This is a genomic window from Kitasatospora sp. NPDC001664, from assembly GCF_053596675.1.
The window spans coordinates 177,094-196,146 of the sequence record NZ_JBSFGS010000008.1 but is presented as its reverse complement, the minus strand read 5'-3'; the positions used below and the strand labels follow the sequence as shown (position 1 = coordinate 196,146).

The 19,053-nt window shown below is 73.8% G+C and carries 19 protein-coding genes; 13 read left to right on the top strand and 6 right to left on the bottom strand.

Annotated features, from left to right (window positions below):
• Window positions 1-28 precede the first annotated feature (28 nt).
• Entirely contained in the window at window positions 29-1,273 is a 1,245-nt protein-coding gene (locus ACWCYY_RS14085) for an MFS transporter (protein ID WP_380149496.1), read from the top strand.
• 108 nt (window positions 1,274-1,381) lie between these two features.
• Here ACWCYY_RS14085 and ACWCYY_RS14080 read toward each other — a convergent pair whose 3' ends face one another.
• Complete coding sequence (locus tag ACWCYY_RS14080) at window positions 1,382-2,575, bottom strand: helix-turn-helix transcriptional regulator (protein ID WP_449796151.1); 1,194 nt, start codon at window positions 2,573-2,575, stop codon at window positions 1,382-1,384.
• Between the two features lie 405 nt (window positions 2,576-2,980).
• Between ACWCYY_RS14080 and ACWCYY_RS14075 the strand changes: the two genes are divergently transcribed.
• The 4 genes from ACWCYY_RS14075 to ACWCYY_RS14060 all read left to right on the top strand — a co-directional run bounded on the left by ACWCYY_RS14075 (window position 2,981) and on the right by ACWCYY_RS14060 (window position 7,822).
• Window positions 2,981-3,841 (top strand): ABC transporter substrate-binding protein, encoded by an 861-nt coding sequence (locus ACWCYY_RS14075; protein ID WP_345287244.1) that lies wholly within the window; start codon window positions 2,981-2,983, stop codon window positions 3,839-3,841.
• Between the two features lie 94 nt (window positions 3,842-3,935).
• Window positions 3,936-4,907, top strand: coding sequence for a 2,3-diaminopropionate biosynthesis protein SbnA (gene sbnA, locus ACWCYY_RS14070; protein WP_345287242.1), 972 nt, complete (start codon window positions 3,936-3,938; stop codon window positions 4,905-4,907).
• 54 nt (window positions 4,908-4,961) lie between these two features.
• On the top strand, window positions 4,962-5,969 hold the full coding sequence (gene sbnB, locus ACWCYY_RS14065) for a 2,3-diaminopropionate biosynthesis protein SbnB (RefSeq protein ID WP_345287240.1): 1,008 nt from the start codon (window positions 4,962-4,964) through the stop codon (window positions 5,967-5,969).
• Window positions 5,963-7,822 carry an FAD/NAD(P)-binding protein gene (locus ACWCYY_RS14060; protein WP_449796150.1) on the top strand — a complete coding sequence of 620 codons (1,860 nt, stop codon included), beginning with the start codon at window positions 5,963-5,965 and terminating at the stop codon, window positions 7,820-7,822. Before sbnB ends, ACWCYY_RS14060 begins: the two co-directional genes overlap by 7 nt.
• Before the next feature lie 194 nt (window positions 7,823-8,016).
• Here ACWCYY_RS14060 and ACWCYY_RS14055 read toward each other — a convergent pair whose 3' ends face one another.
• Both ACWCYY_RS14055 and ACWCYY_RS14050 read right to left on the bottom strand, forming a co-directional pair.
• A complete protein-coding gene (locus tag ACWCYY_RS14055) occupies window positions 8,017-8,652 on the bottom strand; it encodes a response regulator transcription factor (RefSeq protein WP_345287236.1) in 636 nt (211 codons plus the stop codon).
• Between the two features lie 17 nt (window positions 8,653-8,669).
• Window positions 8,670-9,809, bottom strand: a complete 1,140-nt coding sequence (locus ACWCYY_RS14050; RefSeq protein WP_345287274.1) for a sensor histidine kinase — start codon at window positions 9,807-9,809, stop codon at window positions 8,670-8,672.
• Window positions 9,810-10,055: 246 nt separating this feature from the next.
• On the opposite strand from ACWCYY_RS14050, the gene ACWCYY_RS14045 reads away from it, so the two are divergent.
• From ACWCYY_RS14045 to ACWCYY_RS14035, 3 genes are all read left to right on the top strand, one after another.
• On the top strand, window positions 10,056-10,544 hold the full coding sequence (locus ACWCYY_RS14045) for a GNAT family N-acetyltransferase (RefSeq protein WP_345287234.1): 489 nt from the start codon (window positions 10,056-10,058) through the stop codon (window positions 10,542-10,544).
• A 72-nt stretch (window positions 10,545-10,616) separates the two neighbouring features.
• Window positions 10,617-11,042 carry a PPOX class F420-dependent oxidoreductase gene (locus tag ACWCYY_RS14040; protein WP_345287232.1) on the top strand — a complete coding sequence of 142 codons (426 nt, stop codon included), beginning with the start codon at window positions 10,617-10,619 and terminating at the stop codon, window positions 11,040-11,042.
• Window positions 11,043-11,084: 42 nt separating this feature from the next.
• Window positions 11,085-11,681, top strand: coding sequence for a flavodoxin family protein (locus ACWCYY_RS14035; RefSeq protein ID WP_345287230.1), 597 nt, complete (start codon window positions 11,085-11,087; stop codon window positions 11,679-11,681).
• 16 nt (window positions 11,682-11,697) lie between these two features.
• Here the strand turns inward: ACWCYY_RS14035 and ACWCYY_RS14030 are convergent, their stop codons facing one another.
• Window positions 11,698-12,429, bottom strand: coding sequence for an aquaporin (locus ACWCYY_RS14030; protein WP_449796149.1), 732 nt, complete (start codon window positions 12,427-12,429; stop codon window positions 11,698-11,700).
• 171 nt (window positions 12,430-12,600) lie between these two features.
• Here ACWCYY_RS14030 and ACWCYY_RS14025 point away from each other — a divergent pair, with 171 nt between their 5' ends.
• Window positions 12,601-13,371 carry a MerR family transcriptional regulator gene (locus ACWCYY_RS14025; protein ID WP_449796148.1) on the top strand — a complete coding sequence of 257 codons (771 nt, stop codon included), beginning with the start codon at window positions 12,601-12,603 and terminating at the stop codon, window positions 13,369-13,371.
• A 2-nt stretch (window positions 13,372-13,373) separates the two neighbouring features.
• Here ACWCYY_RS14025 and ACWCYY_RS14020 read toward each other — a convergent pair whose 3' ends face one another.
• Entirely contained in the window at window positions 13,374-14,351 is a 978-nt protein-coding gene (locus ACWCYY_RS14020) for a helix-turn-helix domain-containing protein (protein ID WP_449796200.1), read from the bottom strand.
• Window positions 14,352-14,553: 202 nt separating this feature from the next.
• On the opposite strand from ACWCYY_RS14020, the gene ACWCYY_RS14015 reads away from it, so the two are divergent.
• From ACWCYY_RS14015 to ACWCYY_RS14000, 4 genes are all read left to right on the top strand, one after another.
• A complete protein-coding gene (locus tag ACWCYY_RS14015; RefSeq protein WP_449796147.1) occupies window positions 14,554-15,018 on the top strand; it encodes a rhodanese-like domain-containing protein in 465 nt (154 codons plus the stop codon).
• Window positions 15,019-15,179: 161 nt separating this feature from the next.
• Window positions 15,180-15,311: a hypothetical protein gene (locus ACWCYY_RS14010; protein ID WP_345287220.1), complete on the top strand. Its 132-nt coding sequence runs from the start codon at window positions 15,180-15,182 to the stop codon at window positions 15,309-15,311.
• 100 nt (window positions 15,312-15,411) lie between these two features.
• Window positions 15,412-16,056 (top strand): RNA polymerase sigma factor, encoded by a 645-nt coding sequence (locus tag ACWCYY_RS14005; RefSeq protein WP_449796146.1) that lies wholly within the window; start codon window positions 15,412-15,414, stop codon window positions 16,054-16,056.
• A complete protein-coding gene (locus ACWCYY_RS14000; protein ID WP_449796145.1) occupies window positions 16,053-17,381 on the top strand; it encodes a hypothetical protein in 1,329 nt (442 codons plus the stop codon). Before ACWCYY_RS14005 ends, ACWCYY_RS14000 begins: the two co-directional genes overlap by 4 nt.
• 68 nt (window positions 17,382-17,449) lie before the next feature.
• Here ACWCYY_RS14000 and ACWCYY_RS13995 read toward each other — a convergent pair whose 3' ends face one another.
• Window positions 17,450-18,949 (bottom strand): aminopeptidase P family protein, encoded by a 1,500-nt coding sequence (locus ACWCYY_RS13995; protein ID WP_449796144.1) that lies wholly within the window; start codon window positions 18,947-18,949, stop codon window positions 17,450-17,452.
• Window positions 18,950-19,053 lie beyond the last annotated feature (104 nt).

Here is a 19,053-nt window from a genome sequence, read left to right as displayed (position 1 = left end):
CCGGCGCGCCTCGACAGAAAGGCAAGTGATGCTGGATCAACTGCGGCGGCCGCTGCGGTCCCGGCCGTTCCGGATGGTCTGGGCGGGGGAGGGCGTCTCGATCCTCGGTGACCTGAGCTTCGAGGTCGCCTTCATCTGGCTGGTGCTCCAGGAGACCGGTTCGGCCGCCGTCCTGGCCGGCGTCGTGCTGGCCCAGGCCATTCCGCGCGGCCTCCTGATGCTGCTCGGCGGGGCGCTCACCGACCGGCTGTCCCCCCGTACCGTGATGCTGGCGACCCACGTGGCGCGCGGCAGCGCGGTGGTCGCCCTCGGTCTGGCGAGCGCGTTCGACGGCGTGCAGGTCTGGCAGTTCTACGCCATCGCCATCGTGATGGGCGTCGCCGAGGCCTTCTTCTGGCCGGCCAGCGACAGCATCCTGCCCTCGCTGGTGGACGAGGAGGACCTGCCCCGGGCCAACGCGCTGGCCGGCTTCAACGAGCAGGGCGCGCGGCTGCTCGGACCGGTCCTCGGCGGCGCCCTGGTGGCCGCGACCGGTGCCACCGGCGCACTCTTCTTCAACGCCGCGACCTTCCTCTTCGCGGCGCTGAGCCTGCGCGCGGCCCCGGCCCGCCCGGCGGACCCCGAGGCCAAGTCGCCCTCGGTCGCGGAGATCCGGTCGGAGATCGCCTCGGGGCTGCGGTACGCCCGGCGGAGCCGCGAGGTCCGCTCCGTCCTGCTGCTCATCTCGGCGTCGGCGCTCAGCTACAGCGGGCTCTTCTCGGTCGGCCTGCCGGCTCTCTCGCGGAGCTTCTCGGAGAGCGCGCTCGCCCTGGGCGTGCTGATCTCCTCCTGGGGCCTCGGCCAGCTGGTCGGCACCATCGCGGCGGCCGTCACCGGCCTGCCCCGCCGCTGGGGCCTGCTGATCATCGGCATGACCCTGTGCGAGGGTCTGGCGTTCGCGGTCCTCGGCTTCCTGCCCAGCCCCTGGGCCGCGGCCGCGCTGCTGGCCGTGCTCGGCGTGGGCGTCGCCTACTCCAGCGACGTCGCGCTGCCGACCTTCATCCAGACCCGGACGCCCACCGACTTCCTCGGCCGGATGAACAGCATCATGGGCCTGCCGCGGGTGGTGCTGGAGCCGCTCTCGTTCGCCCTCATGGGCATGCTGGTCACGGTCGGCGTCCAGTGGGGCTTCGTCATGGCGGCCCTGCCGATGATCGCGGTCGGCGTCACCCTGTCACTGAGCAAGGACGCCCGGAGCCTCAGCACCGAGCAGACCCCCGCACCGGTGGGCTGAGTCCGGCCGCACCCGGCCCGGAGCCGCTCCAGGAACCGTTCGGACGGACCTGGGGCGGCTTCGCCGTCTCCGCGACGTGACGGCCCGTCAGGCGGGGGCCAGGGCGGGTCAGGCGCCCGGGCGGGCGGGGGCCGGGGCGGTCTGGTCGAGCCAGCCGAGCTGGGTGGCGATGACGCCGGCCTGGAAGCGGCTGTCGGCGCCCAGGCGTTGGGTGATCTCGGCGACCAGGCGGCGGACGGTGCGTTCGGAGACGGCCAGGCGACGGGCCATGGACTCGTCGGTGAGGCCGGAGGCGAGCATGCGGAGGATCTCGTGGTGGCGCTCGGTGAGGTCGGGGTCGGGGGCGGCGGGGCCGGTGTGGGTGGGGGCGAAGTCGGCGGAGAGCGCCCAGCAGTGCTCGAAGAGCTGGCGGAAGACGGCGACGAGCTGTTCGCCGTGGACCACCAGGGCGGCGATCTCGTCGGGGACGGCGGGGGCGGGGAGGACGGCGAGGGAGCCGTCGACCAGGATCATCCGCATGGGGAGGGTCTGCGCGGTGCGCACCCGGGCCCCGGCCCAGGAGAGTTCGGCGAGGTAGCCGTGCAGGGCGGGGGTGGCGGCGGAGGATCCGAGGTGGACGGAGCGGATGGTGACGCCGCGTTCGAGCAGGAGCTTGTCACGGGAGAGCCCGGCCTCCAGCATCTCGCGGGCCACCGGGGGGCCGGGGTGCAGGGAGAGGAACTCGGAGCGGGCGCGTCGGACGACGTCCTCCAGCATGGCGGTGACCCGGGCCGGACCTATCACCAACTCGGTAGCGGCGCCTGACAGTTGGTCCGCGTGCAGCGGGTGGAAGTCGGTCAGCAGCCGGGCCAGGGTGTGCCGGGCGGCGGCGGCCTCGGCCAGCCGGGTCGCGACGCGCTGCTCCTCGTCGGCCAGCAGCCGGCTGATCGCGCTGGTCGGCGAGAGGGTGGTCCAGCCGCTGGGTGTGGTCGCGGCCGGGGCCAACAGGCCCATGGTGTCCAGCAGTTCGATGGCGCGGACGAAGCGGTCGTCGTCCCAGCCGAGCCGGGCCCGGGCCGGGGACGGGTCCCACTCCGGGTCGTCCAGGGCCCGTCGGTAGATCTCGCGGGCGTCGGCCAGGGCGGTGCTGTCCTCGGCCAGGGCCGCCGCCAGGGTGCCGTAGTCCTCGGCGAGCGGGGCGTGCGGCTGGTACGGCTGGTGCGCCTGCTGTGGCTGGTCGGCGCCGGTGGGCCGCCTGTCCCGCTCGGCCGTGCGGCGCTGGTGGGGCGGGGTGGCCGCCTTCTGAGCGCTCTGTTGGATCACCCGAGCAAGTGTCCGCGACCGGTCGTGGCCTGTACAGGAAAGGCGTACGTACTGTTCCAAGTCGCGGCGGCGGGTGACGATGGATCCACCGGCCGGCGCACGGCGCTGAACAGGCCGGATCCCCTGACGAGTGGTCCGACGAGGAGGCGTTGTCATGCGGCGAGTTGACCCAATGGGTGCCGTTCTTGGTCAGGAGTCCGGCCGGTCCGGCCGTTCCGGCGGGCGTGCCGTGTCCGGCGTGTCCGGTGGCGGACGTCTGCGGGTCCTGGCCGGGCTGCTGCTGAGCACCGTCCTGCTGGCCGGGGTGCAACTGGCCGAGCCGGTGCGGTCCTCGGCGATCTGGGGCTAGCCCCGGTGGAGTCGGCGAGAGCGGGCGGCCCGGTGGGCGGCCCCAGGATCGCACTCGTGCTGCCGGCCACCGGCCCCCGGGCCGCCTGGGGCCGGACGCTGCGGGCGGTGGCCAGGGGCGGCACCGGACCGGCGATCGAGTGGGTGCTGCACGACGAGTCGGCGGCCCTGGACGGGGCCCGTCGGGTGGCCCGCAAGGTGGTGGAGAGCGGCGGGTACCGGGCCGTGGTCGGCCATCTGGGCAGCCGGGGCGCGGCCGCCGCGCTACCGCTCTACCGGGCGGCGGGGCTGCCCTGTCTGCTGCCGGTGACGGCCCTGCCGAGCGTCCCGGGGCAGCCGGGCGGCGGGCCCGACGGGCAGCCGCTGGCGCTGAGTTGGGCGCCGGACGAGGCCGGTCAGGCGAAGGCCCTGTTGGCGGCGCTGGACTCGCTGGGCGCCACCGGGGTCGGTGTGCTGACCGACGGCAGTGCGTACGGCTACCGGCTCGGTGTCCACCTGCTGGGGGCCGACTCGCCGGGCCGGCCGGTGCGGACCGTCGGCCCGGTGGGGCCGGTGCCGTCCGCGCTGCGCACGGTGGTGGTGGCCGCGCGGTTCCACCGGGCGGCCGAACTGGCAAGAGGGCTCAGGGAGTCCGGGTACACCGGGCAGCTGGCCTTCCCCGACGACTGTGAACTGGCGGAGTTCGCCCGGCTGGCCGGTACGGCTGCGGCCGGGGCACTGCTCTGCCGCCCGGCCGGTGGCCGGGCCCCGAGGGTCCGGGCCGCGCTGGCCGCGCTGGCCGGTGCCCTGACCGACCGCCCCGGGGTGACCGGGGTCGAACTGGCCGCCGCGGTGCGGGAGCGCTCGGCGCTGCTGCTGGACACCGCCGGAGCGCCGGTGGCGGACAGCTGGCAGGTCGTCAGGATGACGGGCTGCTGAGCGGCTTCGGCCGCCGGCTCGTCGCCCCGCCCGCTTCCCGCGTCCGCTCCCCGCGCCTGTCAGAGCCCCACTCCCCCTACCGACAGGTTCCGTGATGTTATTTCGGCATGCCTACGAGATCGTGCTGGACGATCTCTTCCTGGACCTCAACGGCTTCGTGCCCGGGGTCGACCTGACCCTGAAGATCGAGGGCCTGAATCCGGCCGGGTCGATCAAACTCAAGGCTGCGGTGGGCCTGTTGGACGACGCCGAGGCCCGCGGCGTGCTCCGCGCCGGGGGCCGGGTGATCGAGTCCTCCTCCGGCAACCTCGGGATCGCTCTGGCCTCGGTCTGCGCGGCCCGCGGCTACGCGTTCACCTGCGTGATCGACCCCAACACCTCCGTCCAGTCGATCGGGCTGATGCGGGCCTTCGGCGCCGAGGTCGCGATGGTCGACCGCCGGGACGCCAACGGCGGCTTCCTGCAGTCCCGGATCGACCACATCCAGGAGCGGCTGCGGGAGGACCCGGAGCTGGTCTGGCCGAACCAGTACGCCAACCCGGCCAACCCGGCCGCCCACCGGGAGCGCACCGCCGCCGCCATCGGCAAGCAGTTCCTCGACGTGGACGTGCTGTTCGTCGGCGCCGGCACCACCGGCACCCTGATGGGCTGCGTGGAGTGGTTCCGGGCCAACTCGCCGCTGACCAGGATCATCGCGGTGGACACCGAGGGCTCGGTGACCTTCGGCCACCCGGGCGGCCGCCGCCACATCCCGGGCCTGGGCACCAGCCGCCGCCCGGAGATCCTGCGCCCCGAGGGCGTGGACGAGGTGGTCCTGGTGCCCGAGGCCGAGGCGGTCCGGATGTGCCGCCGCCTGGCCGTCGAGCGCGGGCTGGCGATGGGCGGATCCACCGGCTCGGTGCTGGCCGCGGTGGACCGCAAGCGGCTCGAACTCCCGCCCGGCGCCTCGGTGGTGGCGATCGGCCCGGACCTCGGCGAGCGCTACCTCGGCACCGTGTACGACGACGCCTGGGTGGCCGAGCGATTCGGTGACCTCCTGGAGACCGCCGCCGCGGCGCACCACTGACCCTTCCCGTCCCATCCACTCTTCCCCAGTGCCCAAGTGGCAAGGAGCAGCAGCGTGTTCGAGTTCAGCGTGATCGGCGGCAAGGCCGCCAGGGAGATCATCGGCCGGAGCCGGCCCCGGATCGTCGAGCAGGTCCGGGAGACCTACCTGACCCACGAGGCGGGCGAGTCGGTCAACCCGGACAGCTACTTCCTGCGCTTCCCCGAGAAGCCGGACGCCCGGATCATCGCCCTGCCCGCGTACCTCGGCGGCGGCCAGGACGTGGCCGGCATCAAGTGGATCAGCAGCTTCCCGGCCAACATCGAGCAGGGCGTCCCGCGCGCCTCGGCCGCCCTGCTGCTCAACGACTACGCCACCGGCTACCCGTACGCGGTGCTGGAGGCCTCCCAGATCAGCGCGGCCCGCACCGCCGCCTCGGCGGTGCTGGCGGCCGAGGTGCTGTCCGGCGGCCGCCGGGCGGAGCGGGTGGTCGTGGTCGGCGCGGGCATCATCGCCCGGAACATCCTGGAGTTCTTCCGGTCCCGTGACTGGGAGTTCGGCACCGTCCAGGTGCACGACCAACTGCCGCAGTACGGCGAGGCCCTGGTGGAGTACACGGCGGGTGAGCTGGGCTGGGCGGCGGAGTTCGCCCCCGAGCTGGCGCCGGTGCTCAAGGGGGCCGACCTGGTGGTCTTCGCGACCACGGCGGGCGAGCCGTACGTGACCGCCCCGGACAGCTTCGCCCCCGGCCAGCTGGTGCTGAACATCTCGCTGCGCGACATCGCCCCGGAGCTGATCCTCGGCTCCTACAACGTGCTGGACGACGTCGAGCACTGCATGAAGGCCAACACCTCCCCGCACCTGGCCGAACAGCTGGTCGGGAACCGGGACTTCGTCACCGGGACGCTGGCCCAGGTGATCAACGGGGACGCCGTGGTCGGCGACGACAAGCCGGTGGTCTTCTCGCCCTTCGGCCTCGGGGTGCTGGACCTCGCGGTCGGCAGGTTCGTGCACCAGGAGGCCCAGCGGTCCGGCCAGGCGGTCGAGATCGCCGACTTCTTCGGGGAGACCAAGCGGTGGTGACGACGGACGTGACGGACGCGGCGCACACGACGGCGGAGGCCAGGATCGGCGTCATCGGGCTCGGCTCGCGCGGGCTCGGGGTGCTGGAGCGCATCATCACCCTCGCCTCCCAGGAGAGTTGGGGCCGGCGGCCGGTCCGGGTCGAGCTGGTGGACCCGGTCGGCGACGGCAGCGGGCTGCACGACCCGGAGCAGCCGGACTACCTGCTGCTGAACACCGTCGCCGCACAGGTCTCGCACTTCCCGGAGGAGGCCACCGTCGGCGACGCGGTGGCGGACCGGGGCACCGACCTGTACACCTGGGTCACCGGCCGCAGCCTCCGGCTGGCCGAGGACGGCTTCACCCTCGGCGCCTTCGGCCGACCGGTCGCACCCGACGACTACCTGCCCCGGCGGATCCTCGGCGAGTACCTGGCCTGGTGCCTGCGCCGGACCTTGGCCCGGGCCCCCGAGCACGTCACGGTGGAGCTGCACCGGACCACCGCGATCGCCCTCAACGAGGCCCCGGACGGCGGCCGTTCGATCAGCCTGGAGGACGGCCGCCGGGTCGAGGTGGACCACGTCTTCCTGACCACCGGTCACACCCCGCCCGCCGAGCCGGCCCCCGGCCCGGGCGGCGAGCGGTACCTGCGGGAGATCTACCCGCTGCCCGGCCAACTGGCCAGGATCGAGCCCGGCCAGACGGTCGCGCTCGGCGGCACCGGACTGTCCGCGATGGACGCGCTGGCCGCGCTCACCGTCGGCCGGGGCGGCGAGCACGTGCCCGGCCCCGACGGCCGCCGCTGCTACCTGCCGAGCGGCCGCGAGCCGCGCATCCTGCTCTACTCCCGCACCGGGCTGCCGTTCCGGGCCCGGCCGGAGAACAACCGGCGCGGCGGCTACCAGCCGATCGCCTTCACCCGCCAGGCCGTCGACCGACTGCGCACGGACCGGCCGGAGTTGGACCTGCGCGAGCAGGTCGAACCGCTGATCCTGACCGAGATGCGGATCGCCTTCCACCGCCGCACCGCCGCGCTGGACGGAGGAGAGGAGCTGGAGGCGGTGGTCGAGCGGGCGCTCCGGGATGCCCACGCGGCCGGCCGGATCGGTGCCGAGCTGGACCGGCTCGACCGTGAGCAGGGCGAGTTCGACCCGGTCGAGCTGGTGCACCCGCCGGTCGGCGGAACCGAGGACCGGGAGGCGTACCAGGCCTGGTACCTGGACCGGATCGCCCAGGACCTGGCGCAGGCCCGGCTGGGCCTGGCCGGCAGCCCGGTGAAGTCCGCCCTGGAGGTGCTCCGAGACCTGCGCGACGTGATCCGCTACGCGGTGGACTTCGGCGGGCTGGAGGAGAAGTCCCACGAGGAGTTCTACGGTTCCTACACCGGGGTGCTCAACCGCAATGTCACCGGGCCCCAACTCGACCGGCACGCCGAGCTGTTGGCACTGGTGGAGGCCGGGATCGTGAAGATCCCGTTCGGCCCGGCGCCGACCGTGGAGTGGGACGGCCTGGGCTGGGTGGTCTCCTCCACCGAACTGGCCACCCCGCACCAGGAGTGGGTCGACTGGCTCTGCCTGGCCACCTCCGGCCAGCCCGACGTGGAGCGCACCGCCAGCCCGCTGCTGCGGCAGCTCCGCGACAGCGGCCGGATCCGGCGGCACCGCCCGTCCGCGCCGAGCAGCCGCGGCGTGGACGTCACCCGGGGCAACCAGCCGATCGGCGCCGACGGCACGGTGGACGAGCGGCTCTGGGTGCTCGGCCCGCTCTGCGAGGGCGCCACCTTCTACAACCACTACGTCCCCTCGCCGGGTGGCCCCAACCGGGCCCTGGCCGACGCCCACCGCTGCGTGGGAGACCTCTTCGACCGCCTCTGACACCGGCTGGCCCGGAAGGGCAGCGCCCAGGGGCGCGAGGAACTGCGCGAGACGGAAGAACGAGACCCGTGTGCCGGGTACGGAGAGCCACTTGCACGTGAGCGTCCGTACCCGGCACACGGGTCGTTGCCTGCCGCAGCGCGCAGTTCCCCGCGCCCCTGGGCACTGCCCTTCCGGGCGAATCCGGCGAAGGTTCAGCGGAGCAGCCGGCGTTCCTTGGCGACGGCGACCGCGCCCGAGCGGGTGTCGACGCCGAGCTTGTCGTAGATCCGCCCCAGGTGGGTCTTCACGGTGGCCTCGCTGATGAACAGCGCGCGGGCGATCTCCCGGTTGCCCAGGCCCTGGGCCAGCTGGGCGAGGATCTCCTGTTCCCGGTCGGTGAGTTGGGGCACCGGCGTGCGCAGCTGGGCCATCACCCGGGAGGCCACCGGGGGCGACAGGGTGGTGCGCCCCTCGGCGGCGGCGTGGATCGCGGCGAACAGCTCCTCCGGCCGCTCCGCCTTGAGCAGGTAGCCGGTGGCCCCCGCGGCGATCGCCCGGTTGATGTCGGCGTCGGTGTCGTAGGTGGTGAGCACCAGCACGTACGGCGCCCCCGGCCGCCCGGCGATCCGGCTGGTGGCCTCCACCCCGTCGATGCCGTCGCCCAGTTGGAGGTCCATCAGCACCACCTGGGGCCGCAGCTTGGCCGCCAGCGCGATGGCCTCCTCGCCACTGCCGGCCGCACCCACCACCTCGATGTCGGGGGCGCTGCCCAGCAGGGCCAGGAGCCCGGCCCGGACCACCGCGTGGTCGTCGCAGACCAGCAGGCGGACGGGGGTGGTCGCGGTCATGGGTCCTCCGGTCGTCGTCACTGGGCGTCTGCGGGGAGTTCGAGCGGGATGGCCGCCGTGACCACGGTGCCCTCGCCCGGGGCGGACTCGACGGTCAGGGTGCCGCCCAGTTGGCGGACCCGGGCCCGCATCGCGGGCAGGCCGTGCCCCCGGGACGGGTCGGCCTCCGCGCCCGCCGGGATCGGTGGCAGGCCGCGGCCGTCGTCGCCGATGTCGAGGACCACCTGGTCGCCGAGGTAGGAGAGGGTGAGCGCGGCGGTGCGGGCTCCGGAGTGTTCGCGGACGTTGGCCAGCGCGCCCTGGGCGATCCGCAGCAGTGCGCTGCGGACGGCGTCCGGCAGCGGGGCCGGGGTGCCCTCCAGGTGGCAGCGGACCGTCAGACCGCTCTCCGCCGCCTCGCGGTCGGCGAGGGTGCGCAGCGCCTGGTCCAGCCCCACGCCGTCGGCCAGGTCGGCCGGGGTCAGGTCACGGACGAAGCGGCGGGCCTCGGCGAGGCTGCGGGCGGCGATCGACGCGGCGGTGTGCACGTGGGTGCGGGCGGTGGCCGGGTCGGTGTCCCAGACGCGGTCGGCCGCCTGGAGCAGCATCTGCTGGCTGGACAGGCCCTGGGCCAGGGTGTCGTGGATCTCGATGGCCAGCCGCTGACGCTCCGCCAGGACGCCCTCGCGGCGGTTGGTGTCGGCCAGGGCGCGGCGGGTCGAGACCAGGTCGGCGATCAGGGCGCGCTGGCGCTCGGCCTGACGCTCCATCTGGAGGAAGACCACGGTGGCCAGGCCGGCCACGGCGGGCGGGGCGAGCAGGGTCACCGGGTCGATGCCGTCCGCGAGCTGCTGTTCGGCGTACATCACCAGGCCGGTCAGCAGGGCCACCAGGGGGACGGCGGCGGTGGCCGGGAGGGTGCGGAGCGCGGTGTAGATCAGCGGGACGGCGCACCAGGCGAAGCTCGGGGCGAGCAGCACCAGGACGGTCCAGAGGCCGGCCACCAGGGCGAGGCGGGCGATCCGGAGGGCCCGTCCGCGGCGGCGCAGTTCCGGGAGCTGGGCGAGGGCGAGGGCGGCACTGAGGGCGATCACCCAGCCGGCCCGGCCGCTGTCGCCGTGCCGCAGCAGGTAGCGGGTGAGGGAGGCTCCGAGCAGCAGCAGGAACGCGCCGTACATCACGACCGTCAGCCGCAGGCCGCTGCGCTCCGCACCACTCGTCTCGCTCACGGTTCCATCCTGGCCCGGGACGGCACCGAAGGGGGTCAACCGATCGGCTGACATGGGCTCGGGTCGCCTCCGGCGGGCTTGGGAGCGGTGGGGTGGCCCGTGGGGGGTGGTCGTACTGTCGTACCCGTGCGGGGGAATCCGCGCCGGGTGGCCCGCCGGTGGGGTGGGGCCCGGGGAGTGATCACGGAGTTGGGGATGACGGACTTCAGCATCGAGACCGCGCGGCTGCGGCTGCGCCCGTACACGGCCGAGGAGGCCGAGCTGGTGGCCGGGGGCGGCGGACGCTCGCCGGAGTGGAGCGCGGGGTACCCGCGGGAGGACGACCGGGACGTGGCGCGGATGTTCCTGGGGCTGCCGGCGGGCGAGCCGCTGTACGGGCCGCTGCAGATCGTGCTGCTGAGCACCGGTCAGGTGATCGGCGGCATCGGCCTCTTCGGCCCGCCGGACGAGGAGACCGGCACGGTGGCGTTCGGCTACGGCGTCGCCCCCGAGGCGGAGGGGAAGGGCTACACCACCGAGGCCGTCCGCGCCCTGCTCGACCGGGCCTTCGCCGGAGGCCGGGCCCGCCGCGCGGTGGCCGACACCACCCACGACAACCTCGGCTCGCAGCGGGTGCTGGAGAAGGCCGGTCTGCGCCGCACCTCCTCCGACGAGACCCTGCACTACTACGCCCTGGAGTCCTGACCCCCGGAGCACCTCGGGGCGGCCCCGGCGCGCCGGGCCCGCCCCGGCCGCCGGGTCGGTCACGATGACCCCATGCCTCAGATGACCGAGCCCGAGTGGCGCGCGTTCCTCTCGGCCGGGACCAGGACCGGCAAACTCGCCACCGTCCGGGCGGACGGCAGCCCGCACGTGGCGCCGGTCTGGTTCCTGCTGGAGGGCGGGGAGCTGATCCTCAACACCGGGGCGGAGACGGTGAAGGGCCGGAACCTGGCGAGGGACGGCCGGGTGGTGGTGTGCGTGGACGACGACCGGCCGCCGTTCGACTTCGTCACCGTCCGGGGCCGGGCGCAGCTCAGCGAGGACCTCGACGAGGTGCGGTACTGGGCCGGCCGGATCGCCGCCCGCTACATGGGGGAGGAGCGGGCCGAGGAGTACGGGGCGCGCAACGGGGTGCCCGGCGAGCTGCTGGTCCGGATCGCGATCGAGAAGGTGGTCGCGGTGACCCGGGTGGCCGACTGAGCCGCCCGCCGGACCCGCCCGGGCGGTCAGTACGATCGCCGGATGACCGCATCTTCCGCCGAATCCGTCCCCTCGGACCCCGGGCTGACGGACCGTCGCTTCCTCTTCCTGCTCGGCAGCGTCCGGGAGGACGGCAACTCCGAGCAGCTCGCCCGGCTGGCCGCCGAGCACCTCCCGGCCGGCGTCGAGCAGACCTGGCTCCGGCTGGAGTCGCTCCGGCTGGAGCCGTTCGGCGACATCCGGCACACCGGCGACGGCAGCTACCCACCCCTCGCCGGCAACGCCCTGACCCTCTTCGAGGCCACCGCGCGGGCCACCGACCTGGTGATCGTCTCCCCGCTGTACTGGTACACCGTCTCCACCAGCGTCAAGCACTACCTCGACCACTGGTCCGGCTGGTTCCGCGTCCCCGGCTCGGACTTCCGCGCCCGGATGCGGGGCACCACCCTGTGGAGCGTCACCTCGCACTCCGGCGAGCGCTCCGACGTGGACCCGCTGATCGGCACCCTGAAGCTCACCGCCGACTACATGGGCATGCCCTGGGGCGGCGCCCTGCTCGGCAACGGAACCCGCCCGGGTGACGTCCGCAACGACGAGCTGGCCCTGGCCGAGGCGAGGACCTTCTTCGCGGGCGTCTGACGGAGCCTCGGCGGCCTCAGCCCCGCAGTTCGGGGACGAGCTCGCGGGCGTCGTCCGGGGCGCGGTGGCGGGGCCGGCCGAACAGGACCGGGACCAGGGCCAGGCCGAGGACGGCGCCCGCGCCCTGCGCGAGCACGAAGGCCGGCACGGAGGCCGGGGCGATGCCGGTGTAGGTGTCGCTCAGCGAGCGGGCCAGGGTGAGGGCCGGGTTGGCGAAGCTGCCGGAGGAGACGGCCCAGCAGGCGGCACCGATCCAGGCGGCCACCGCGACCGGGGCGTACTGGCCCCGGCCGGTCCGGAGCAGGCCGAAGACCAGCAGCACCAGGCCTCCGGTGGCCACCGCCTCGGCCAGCCAGAGGTGCGGGCCGCCGAGCGGCTGCGAGGAGGCGGCCAGCACGGGCTGCCGGTGCATCAGGTTGGCCAGGGCCGCCCCGGCCACACCGCCGAGCAGCTGGGCGAGGACGTAGCCGCCCAGCTCGGGCAGGGTCAGGCCGGTGCAGCCGCGCCGGTCGGTCCACCAGGCGGCGGCCGAGACCAGCGGGTTGAGGTGGGCGCCGGAGACCGGCCCCAGCAGGGTGATCAGTACGGCCAGGGCCAGCACCGAGGCCAGCACGTTGGCCAGGAACTGCACCCCGCCGTCGGCGCTCAGCGCGGTGGCCCGGATGCCGGAGCCGATCAGCACGGCGGCCAGCACGGCGGTGCCGAAGGCCTCGGCGGCCAACCGCCGGGGGAGCGAGGGGGTGGTCATGCGGCCATGGTCGGGGCACCCCGCTGAGCTGGACAATTGGCCGGTGTGCCCAAGGTCGGCGGCCGTTCGGGCTCCGTGCTCGGAGACTCGTACGGCGCACGCCCGCGCACCGGCTTGACCCTCACGCGACGTGAGGGCGGAGGCTGGGGCCAGTGAAGGAGGAAGGGCCGGATGAGCGGTGAGTACTCGGTGGGACAGGTCGCGGCCGTCGCCAAGGTGACGGTGCGGACCCTGCACCACTACGACGGGATCGGCCTGCTGTCGCCGTCCGGGCGGACCCCGGCCGGCTACCGGCGGTACCGGGACGAGGACCTGGACCGGCTGCAGCAGATCCTGTTCTACCGCGAACTCGGCTTCTCCCTCGAGGAGATCGCGGCCGTCCTGGACGATTCCTCGGCCGGACCGACCGAGCACCTGCGCCGGCAGCACGCGCTGCTGCAGGACCGGATCACCAGGCTCCAGGAGTTGGCCGCGGCGGTCGAACACGCCATGGAGGCGAGCACGATGGGAATTCAGCTGACCCCGGAGGAGAAGTTCGAGGTCTTCGGCCAGGACTACCAGGAGAGTTGGGAGACCGAGGCCGAGCAGCGCTGGGGCGGCACCGACGCCTGGAAGGAGTCCCGGCGCCGGACCGCCCGCTACACCAAGGAGGACTGGGCGAAGCTCCAGCAGGAGCAGGCCGCGCTCAACGAGCGGCTGGCCGCCGCGATGACGGCGGGGGTGGCCCCGGGCAGCGCGGACGGCACGGCGCTGGCGGAGGAGCACCGCCTGCAGATCACCGGGGCGTTCTACGACTGCGGCCACGAGATGCACCGCTGCCTCGGCGAGATGTACGTCGCGGACCCGCGCTTCACCGCGACGTACGACAAGGTGGCCCCCGGCCTGGCGCACTGGCTGCGGGACGCGATCGTCGCCAACGCGGATGCCCACCTGGCCGGTTGAGCTCAGGCCACGCCCCGGCCGAAGGCCCGGCGGTAGGCGGTGGGGGAGGTCCGCATGGTGCGGCCGAAGTGGTGCCGGAAGGTCGCGGCGGACTCGAAGCCGACGGCCGCGGCGATCTCCTCCACCGTCCCCTCCGGGGACTCCAGCAGCGACAGGCTGGCGGCGATGCGCTGGGTGATGACCCAGCGCATCGGGCTGGTGCCGTTGCGGGCGGTGAAGTGCCGCAGGTAGGACCGGTCGGACATCCGGGCGGCCCGGGCCAGCCGGGTGATGGTCAGCGGGGTGGCCAGGTGGTCGAGGGCCCACTGCATGGAGCGGGCGATGCCGTCGTCCTCCTCCTCCACCGGGAGCACGGTGGCCTCGATGAACTGGGCCTGCCCGCCGTCCCGGTGGGGCGGCACGACGAAGCGGCGGGCCACCGTGTTGGCCACCTTGGCGCCGTGGTCGCTGCGCACCAGGTGCAGGCAGAGGTCGATGCCGGCCGCGCTGCCGGCACTGGTCAGCACCGAGCCGTTGTCCACGTAGAGCACGTCGGGGTTGACCTTCACCGCGGGGTGGCGCTGCTGGAGCAGCTCCGCGTACCGCCAGTGGGTGGTGGCCTCCCGGCCGTCCAGCAGTCCGGCGGCCGCCAGTGCGAACGCACCGGAGCAGATCGACACGATCCGGGCCCCGCGCTCGTGCGCGGTGCGCAGCGCGGCCACCAGCCCGGGGGAGACCTCGCCGCTGAACGCGTTGGGCACCCCGACCACCATCACGGTGTCGGCGGCGGCCAGCTCGTCCAGTCCGTGATGGGCCATCAGGGAGAAGCCGCCCACCGCGTCGAGCAGCTGCCCGGGGCGGTCCGCGCAGATCTTCAGCCCGTACCAGGGCGCGGCCAGCAGCCCGGCCAGCTCGGGCCTGGCCAGGCCGAACACCTCGACCACCACGCCGAGTTCGAACGGGGCCATGCCGTCGAAGGCGTACACCGCGATGGTGTGCACCGGCTCGGGGCGGGGGCCGATGCTGACCTGGACGGGGCGGGTGGTGGCGGGGTGGTCGGCCATCGGTGCTCCTGGCGCGGCGGTACGGGGTTGGCGGGATCTTGGCGAGTGTAGTCGTGGGCGCCACTGTCGGGGCGGGGTGTCCGGATCGGAAGATCGTCACGTCGGAAAGAGCGCACAACCGCCCACCAGGAGCCCGCAGATGACCACTGTCACCACCACCGCGACCTACAACGGTTCGCTCGGCGCCACCGTCTCCCCCGAGCGGGCCTTCGCCTTCCACGCCGAGCGCCTCGGCTGCCAGGCCGACCCGGCCGACGTCTGGTACGCGATGCGGGACGGCCGGCAGGACTTCACGATCGTGGACGTCCGGGCCGAGGGCTCGCACCGCAAGGCCCACCTGCCCGGCGCGATCAGCCTGCCGCTCGCCGAGATCACCGCCGAGCGGGTGGCCGAACTCCCGGCCGGCCTGCTGGTGGTCTACTGCTGGGGCCCCGCCTGCAACGGCTCCACCAAGGGCGCGATGAAGCTGGCGGCGCTCGGCCGCGAGACCAAGGAGATGATCGGCGGCCTGGAGTACTGGGTCCGCGAGGGCTGGCCGACCGAGGGCCGCCGGGCGATCGACCCGGCGAACGCCACCCCGAACGACCTCGGCCTGGTGTGCTGACCTGCGGCGATGTCTCGCGGAAAAAAGTTCTGAGGTCACCTGCAACCCCCCGGGGGGATGCACGTCTATCAGGGTGAGAGCAAGGGGGGCCGGGAGAACGGCCGAGCCCGGCGGCTCTCGCCAATTGACGGAGCACCACACCGCCCAGGGGGACCTGCACCATGAACGAGCCCGTTTTCGGCCGTTTCGCGAAGAACATCACCGTCTCGCTCGCCGTCCTGGCCCCGCTCGGCCCGGCCGGCTGCTCCACCGCGCAGCCCTCCGCCCCGGCCGGTGTGCCCGCCGCGTTCTGAACCGGGCACAATCGCGCAGGTCAACAGCCGTCCGAACAGACATTTACCGTTGTGCCGCCCGCCGAGCGGGCCGTGCCGCGGGGGGAACGGAAGAGCGAGCATGTCCATAGCGATCGCACCCGCGCGGGGGTTCTCCGGCGCGGGTGTGCTCAAGGGGTTCCGGAAGCTGCTGTTCGGGGCCGAGGCCGCCGAGCCCTACTCCGCCTCGGAGACCAGCACCAACCTCAAGGTCGTCCGGGTCGGCGGCCCCGGCGCGGAGCGCCCGACGCTCACCGAGCTCTACCACGCCCACCGGCTCGGGCTGGTGCGGATGGCCGTCCTGCTGGTGGACCGTCAGGACCTGGCCGAGGACGTGGTGCAGGACGCGTTCACCGCGCTGTACCAGCGCCACGGCGAGGACCTCGACAGCCTGGAGAACGCGCTCGGCTACCTGCGGACCTCCGTGGTGAACGGCGCCCGCTCCGTGCTGCGCCGCCGCAGGACCGCCCGCGACTACGTGCCGCCGCACGAGGCCGACGCCGCCTCGGCCGAGGAGCAGGCCGTCCTCAACGACGAGCACCGTCGGGTGCTGGTGGCCCTGCAGGAACTGACCCCGCGTCAGCGCGAGGTGCTGGTGCTGCGGTACTGGTCCGACTTCTCCGAGGCCCAGATCGCCGAGACCCTGGGGCTCTCCCGGGGCGCTGTGAAGTCCACCGCCAGCCGGGCTCTGGATGCCCTCGAGAAGCACCTGGAGAAGGCCCGATGACCGAGAAGCCGAACGATCCCGACCGGCTCGAGTCGCCGACCGAGCAGCTGCTGCGGGCCGCCCTGGCCGCCCGCGCCGAGCAGGTGACGGCCCAGAACCTGCGCCCCGCCGCCCCGCCCACCCGACGCACGCGCAAGGTCCGCCCCTTCCACGTGGTCACCACCATCGCCATGTTCGGCCTGGCGGCCGGCCTCGCCATCGGCCTCCTCAACACCGGCGGCCACCCCGTCGCCCAGGACGTGGCCCCCGCCGTCACCGCCTCCGCGTCCCCCTCCCCGTCCCCGACGCCCACCGCGTCCCCGAGCGCCGAACTCACCCCGAGCGGATCGGCGTCGGCATCGGCGACCGAGACCGAGGAGCCGCCGGCCACGACCACCGTGGAATTCCACAAGGTCAAGGTCGAGGTCCCGGCCGGCTGGAGCGTCGACGACCACGACAAGGCCAGGCTCTGCCTGCTGCCACCGGGCGTGCCGCCGCGCGGGCCGAAGGTCGGCTGCCTGCCGGAGGGAGTGATGGTCACGGCCTGGGAACCGGGGGAGGAACGCGCCTGGCCCAGCGAGGCGGACCTCGACTCCGACAGCGGCTGGAACAACCAGCCGGTGTGCTTCGCGCAGGGCAGTTCTAGGGCCGTCCAGGCCCATACCGTGGGGACCGTGGAGCGTTCGCTGGTGAAGCTCGGCGGGCGTTACGCGAACGCGGTCCGCTGGCAGGCGCTCTGCGACGACGGCAAGCGGTTCACCGCACAAGGCTGGAGCTTCCACCGGGAACAGGTGCTCGTGAACGCCAACGGCCTGCCGGAGGAGTACCAGGCCGACCTGGAGGCGATCGTGGCCGGCCTCGACCTGACCGGACGCAAGGACCCCGGGCACGGTACGGACGTGAAGGTGACCTTCGGCGTCTCGTCCACGGCCCGTGAGGGGGACAAGACGGTGGTCACCTTCCCGGTCACCTGGACCAACGTCAGCTCCACCACCTACGCCTCCGTCGAGCCCGTGGTGGCCGGCCGGGAGGGCGCGGACCCCACGGACGCTGCGGCGGTCGCCAAGCAGCCGACCGGCACGCTGGAGCGCCAGGACGGCACGCGGTGGAAGCAGTTGCCGATGCTCCGGATCGGCGGAGGGATGGACTACGCCACGACCGGGCAGGACGCGGCCTTCCCGCTGGCACCGGGTAAGAGCCGGACCGTGACGTACCGGATGAAGCTCACCAACACCGAGCCGGGGATGGCGATGCGGATGGCCGGAGCAGCCTATCTGCCCACGGCGGGTGGGGAGTTCAAGTCGGTCGGCAACGCGGGCGAGTGGCCGATGGTCGGTCTGGGCTGATCCCTGACCGAGACGGCGGCCGCACCCCTGCCCGAGGGGTTGCGGCCGCCGCCGTGCGTGACCCTGCGTCAGCCGGTGAGGCGGGCCATCCAGGCCTCGACCTCGTCGGCCTGGCGGGGGAGGCCGGCCGAGAGGTTCTCGTTGCCCTCGGCGGTGACCAGGATGTCGTCCTCGATGCGGACGCCGATGCCGCGGTACTCCTCGGGGACGGTGAGGTCGTCCTGCTGGAAGTAGAGGCCGGGCTCGACGGTCAGGCACATGCCCGGGACGAGGTCGGCGTCGACGTAGTCCTCGCGGCGGGCCTGGGCGCAGTCGTGCACGTCGAGGCCGAGCATGTGGCCGGTGCCGTGCAGGGTCCAGCGGCGCTGCAGGCCCAGCTCCAGGACCTTCTCGACGTCGTACACCGAGGCGTCGATCAGGCCCCACGCCAGCAGCCGCTCGGCCAGCACCCGCTGGGAGGCGTCGTGGAAGTCGCGGAACCGGCCGCCCGGCTTCACCGCGGCGATGCCCGCCTCCTGGGCGTCGTAGACCGCGTCGTAGATCTTCCGCTGGAGCGGGGTGAAGGTGCCGTTGATCGGCAGGGTGCGGGTGACGTCGGCGGTGTAGAGGGTGTGGGTCTCCACGCCGGCGTCCAGCAGCAGCAGCTCGCCCGGGCGGACGTCGCCGTCGTTGCGGACCCAGTGCAGGGTGGTGGCGTGCGGGCCGGCGGCGCAGATGGAGCCGTAGCCGATGTCGTTGCCCTCGACCCGGGCGCGGCGCCAGAAGGTGCCCTCGATCCAGCGCTCGGAGGTGGCGACGGCCTGGCCGAGCTCGCGGACCACGTCGGTGAAGCCGTTGACGGTGGAGTCGCAGGCGGCCCGGAGCTGGGTGATCTCCCACTCGTCCTTGACCAGGCGCAGGCCGCTGAGGAAGGTCTTGAGCTCCTCGTCCTTCTCCTCGTCCAGCACGTCCGCGAGCCCGGCCTCCAGGCCGGCGTCGTACCTGCGGACCAGCCGGGTCGGGGCGGCCGGGGCGGCCTGGAGCTCCTCGACGGCCTTGCGGACGTCGCGGCAGGGCAGGCCGAGCAGCTGCTCGGCCTCGGTCAGGCTGTGGCGCCGGCCGACCCAGAGCTCGCCGTTGCCGTCCAGCCAGAACTCGCCGTTCTCGCGGTTGGACCGCGGCAGCAGGTAGAGGTGGAAGTCGTGGCCGCCGCCCTCGCGGGGCTCGCCGACCAGGATCGCGTCCTCGGTCTGGTCGCCCGTCAGGTGGACGTACTCGCTCGCGGCGCGGAAGGAGTACTCGGTGTCGTTGGCGCGGGTGCGCAGGTTCCCGGCCGGGACCACCAGCCGCTCGCCGGGGTACGCGGCGGAGAGCGCGGCGCGGCGGGCGGCCGCGTACGGCGCCTGGGCCACCGGTTCCAGACCGCGCAGCTCGGTGTCGGCCCAGCCGGACTTCATCGAGGCGGCCAGCTCGTCGGAGACCTCGCCGTACAGGCCGTTCTTGCGGCCCTTGACCGGCTGCTCCTCGGCGTCCTCGCCTGCGGCACCCTCGGGGTTCTCGGCTGCCGCCGGGCTGCGGTCCTCGGTCACTACGTCGCCTCCTTGCGATGTGGTCCCGCCTCGGCGCGTCGGATCGCGACGCACGTGGGCGGCCGTCGGCCCCCATGGTACGGATCGCCACCGAACGGCTGAGC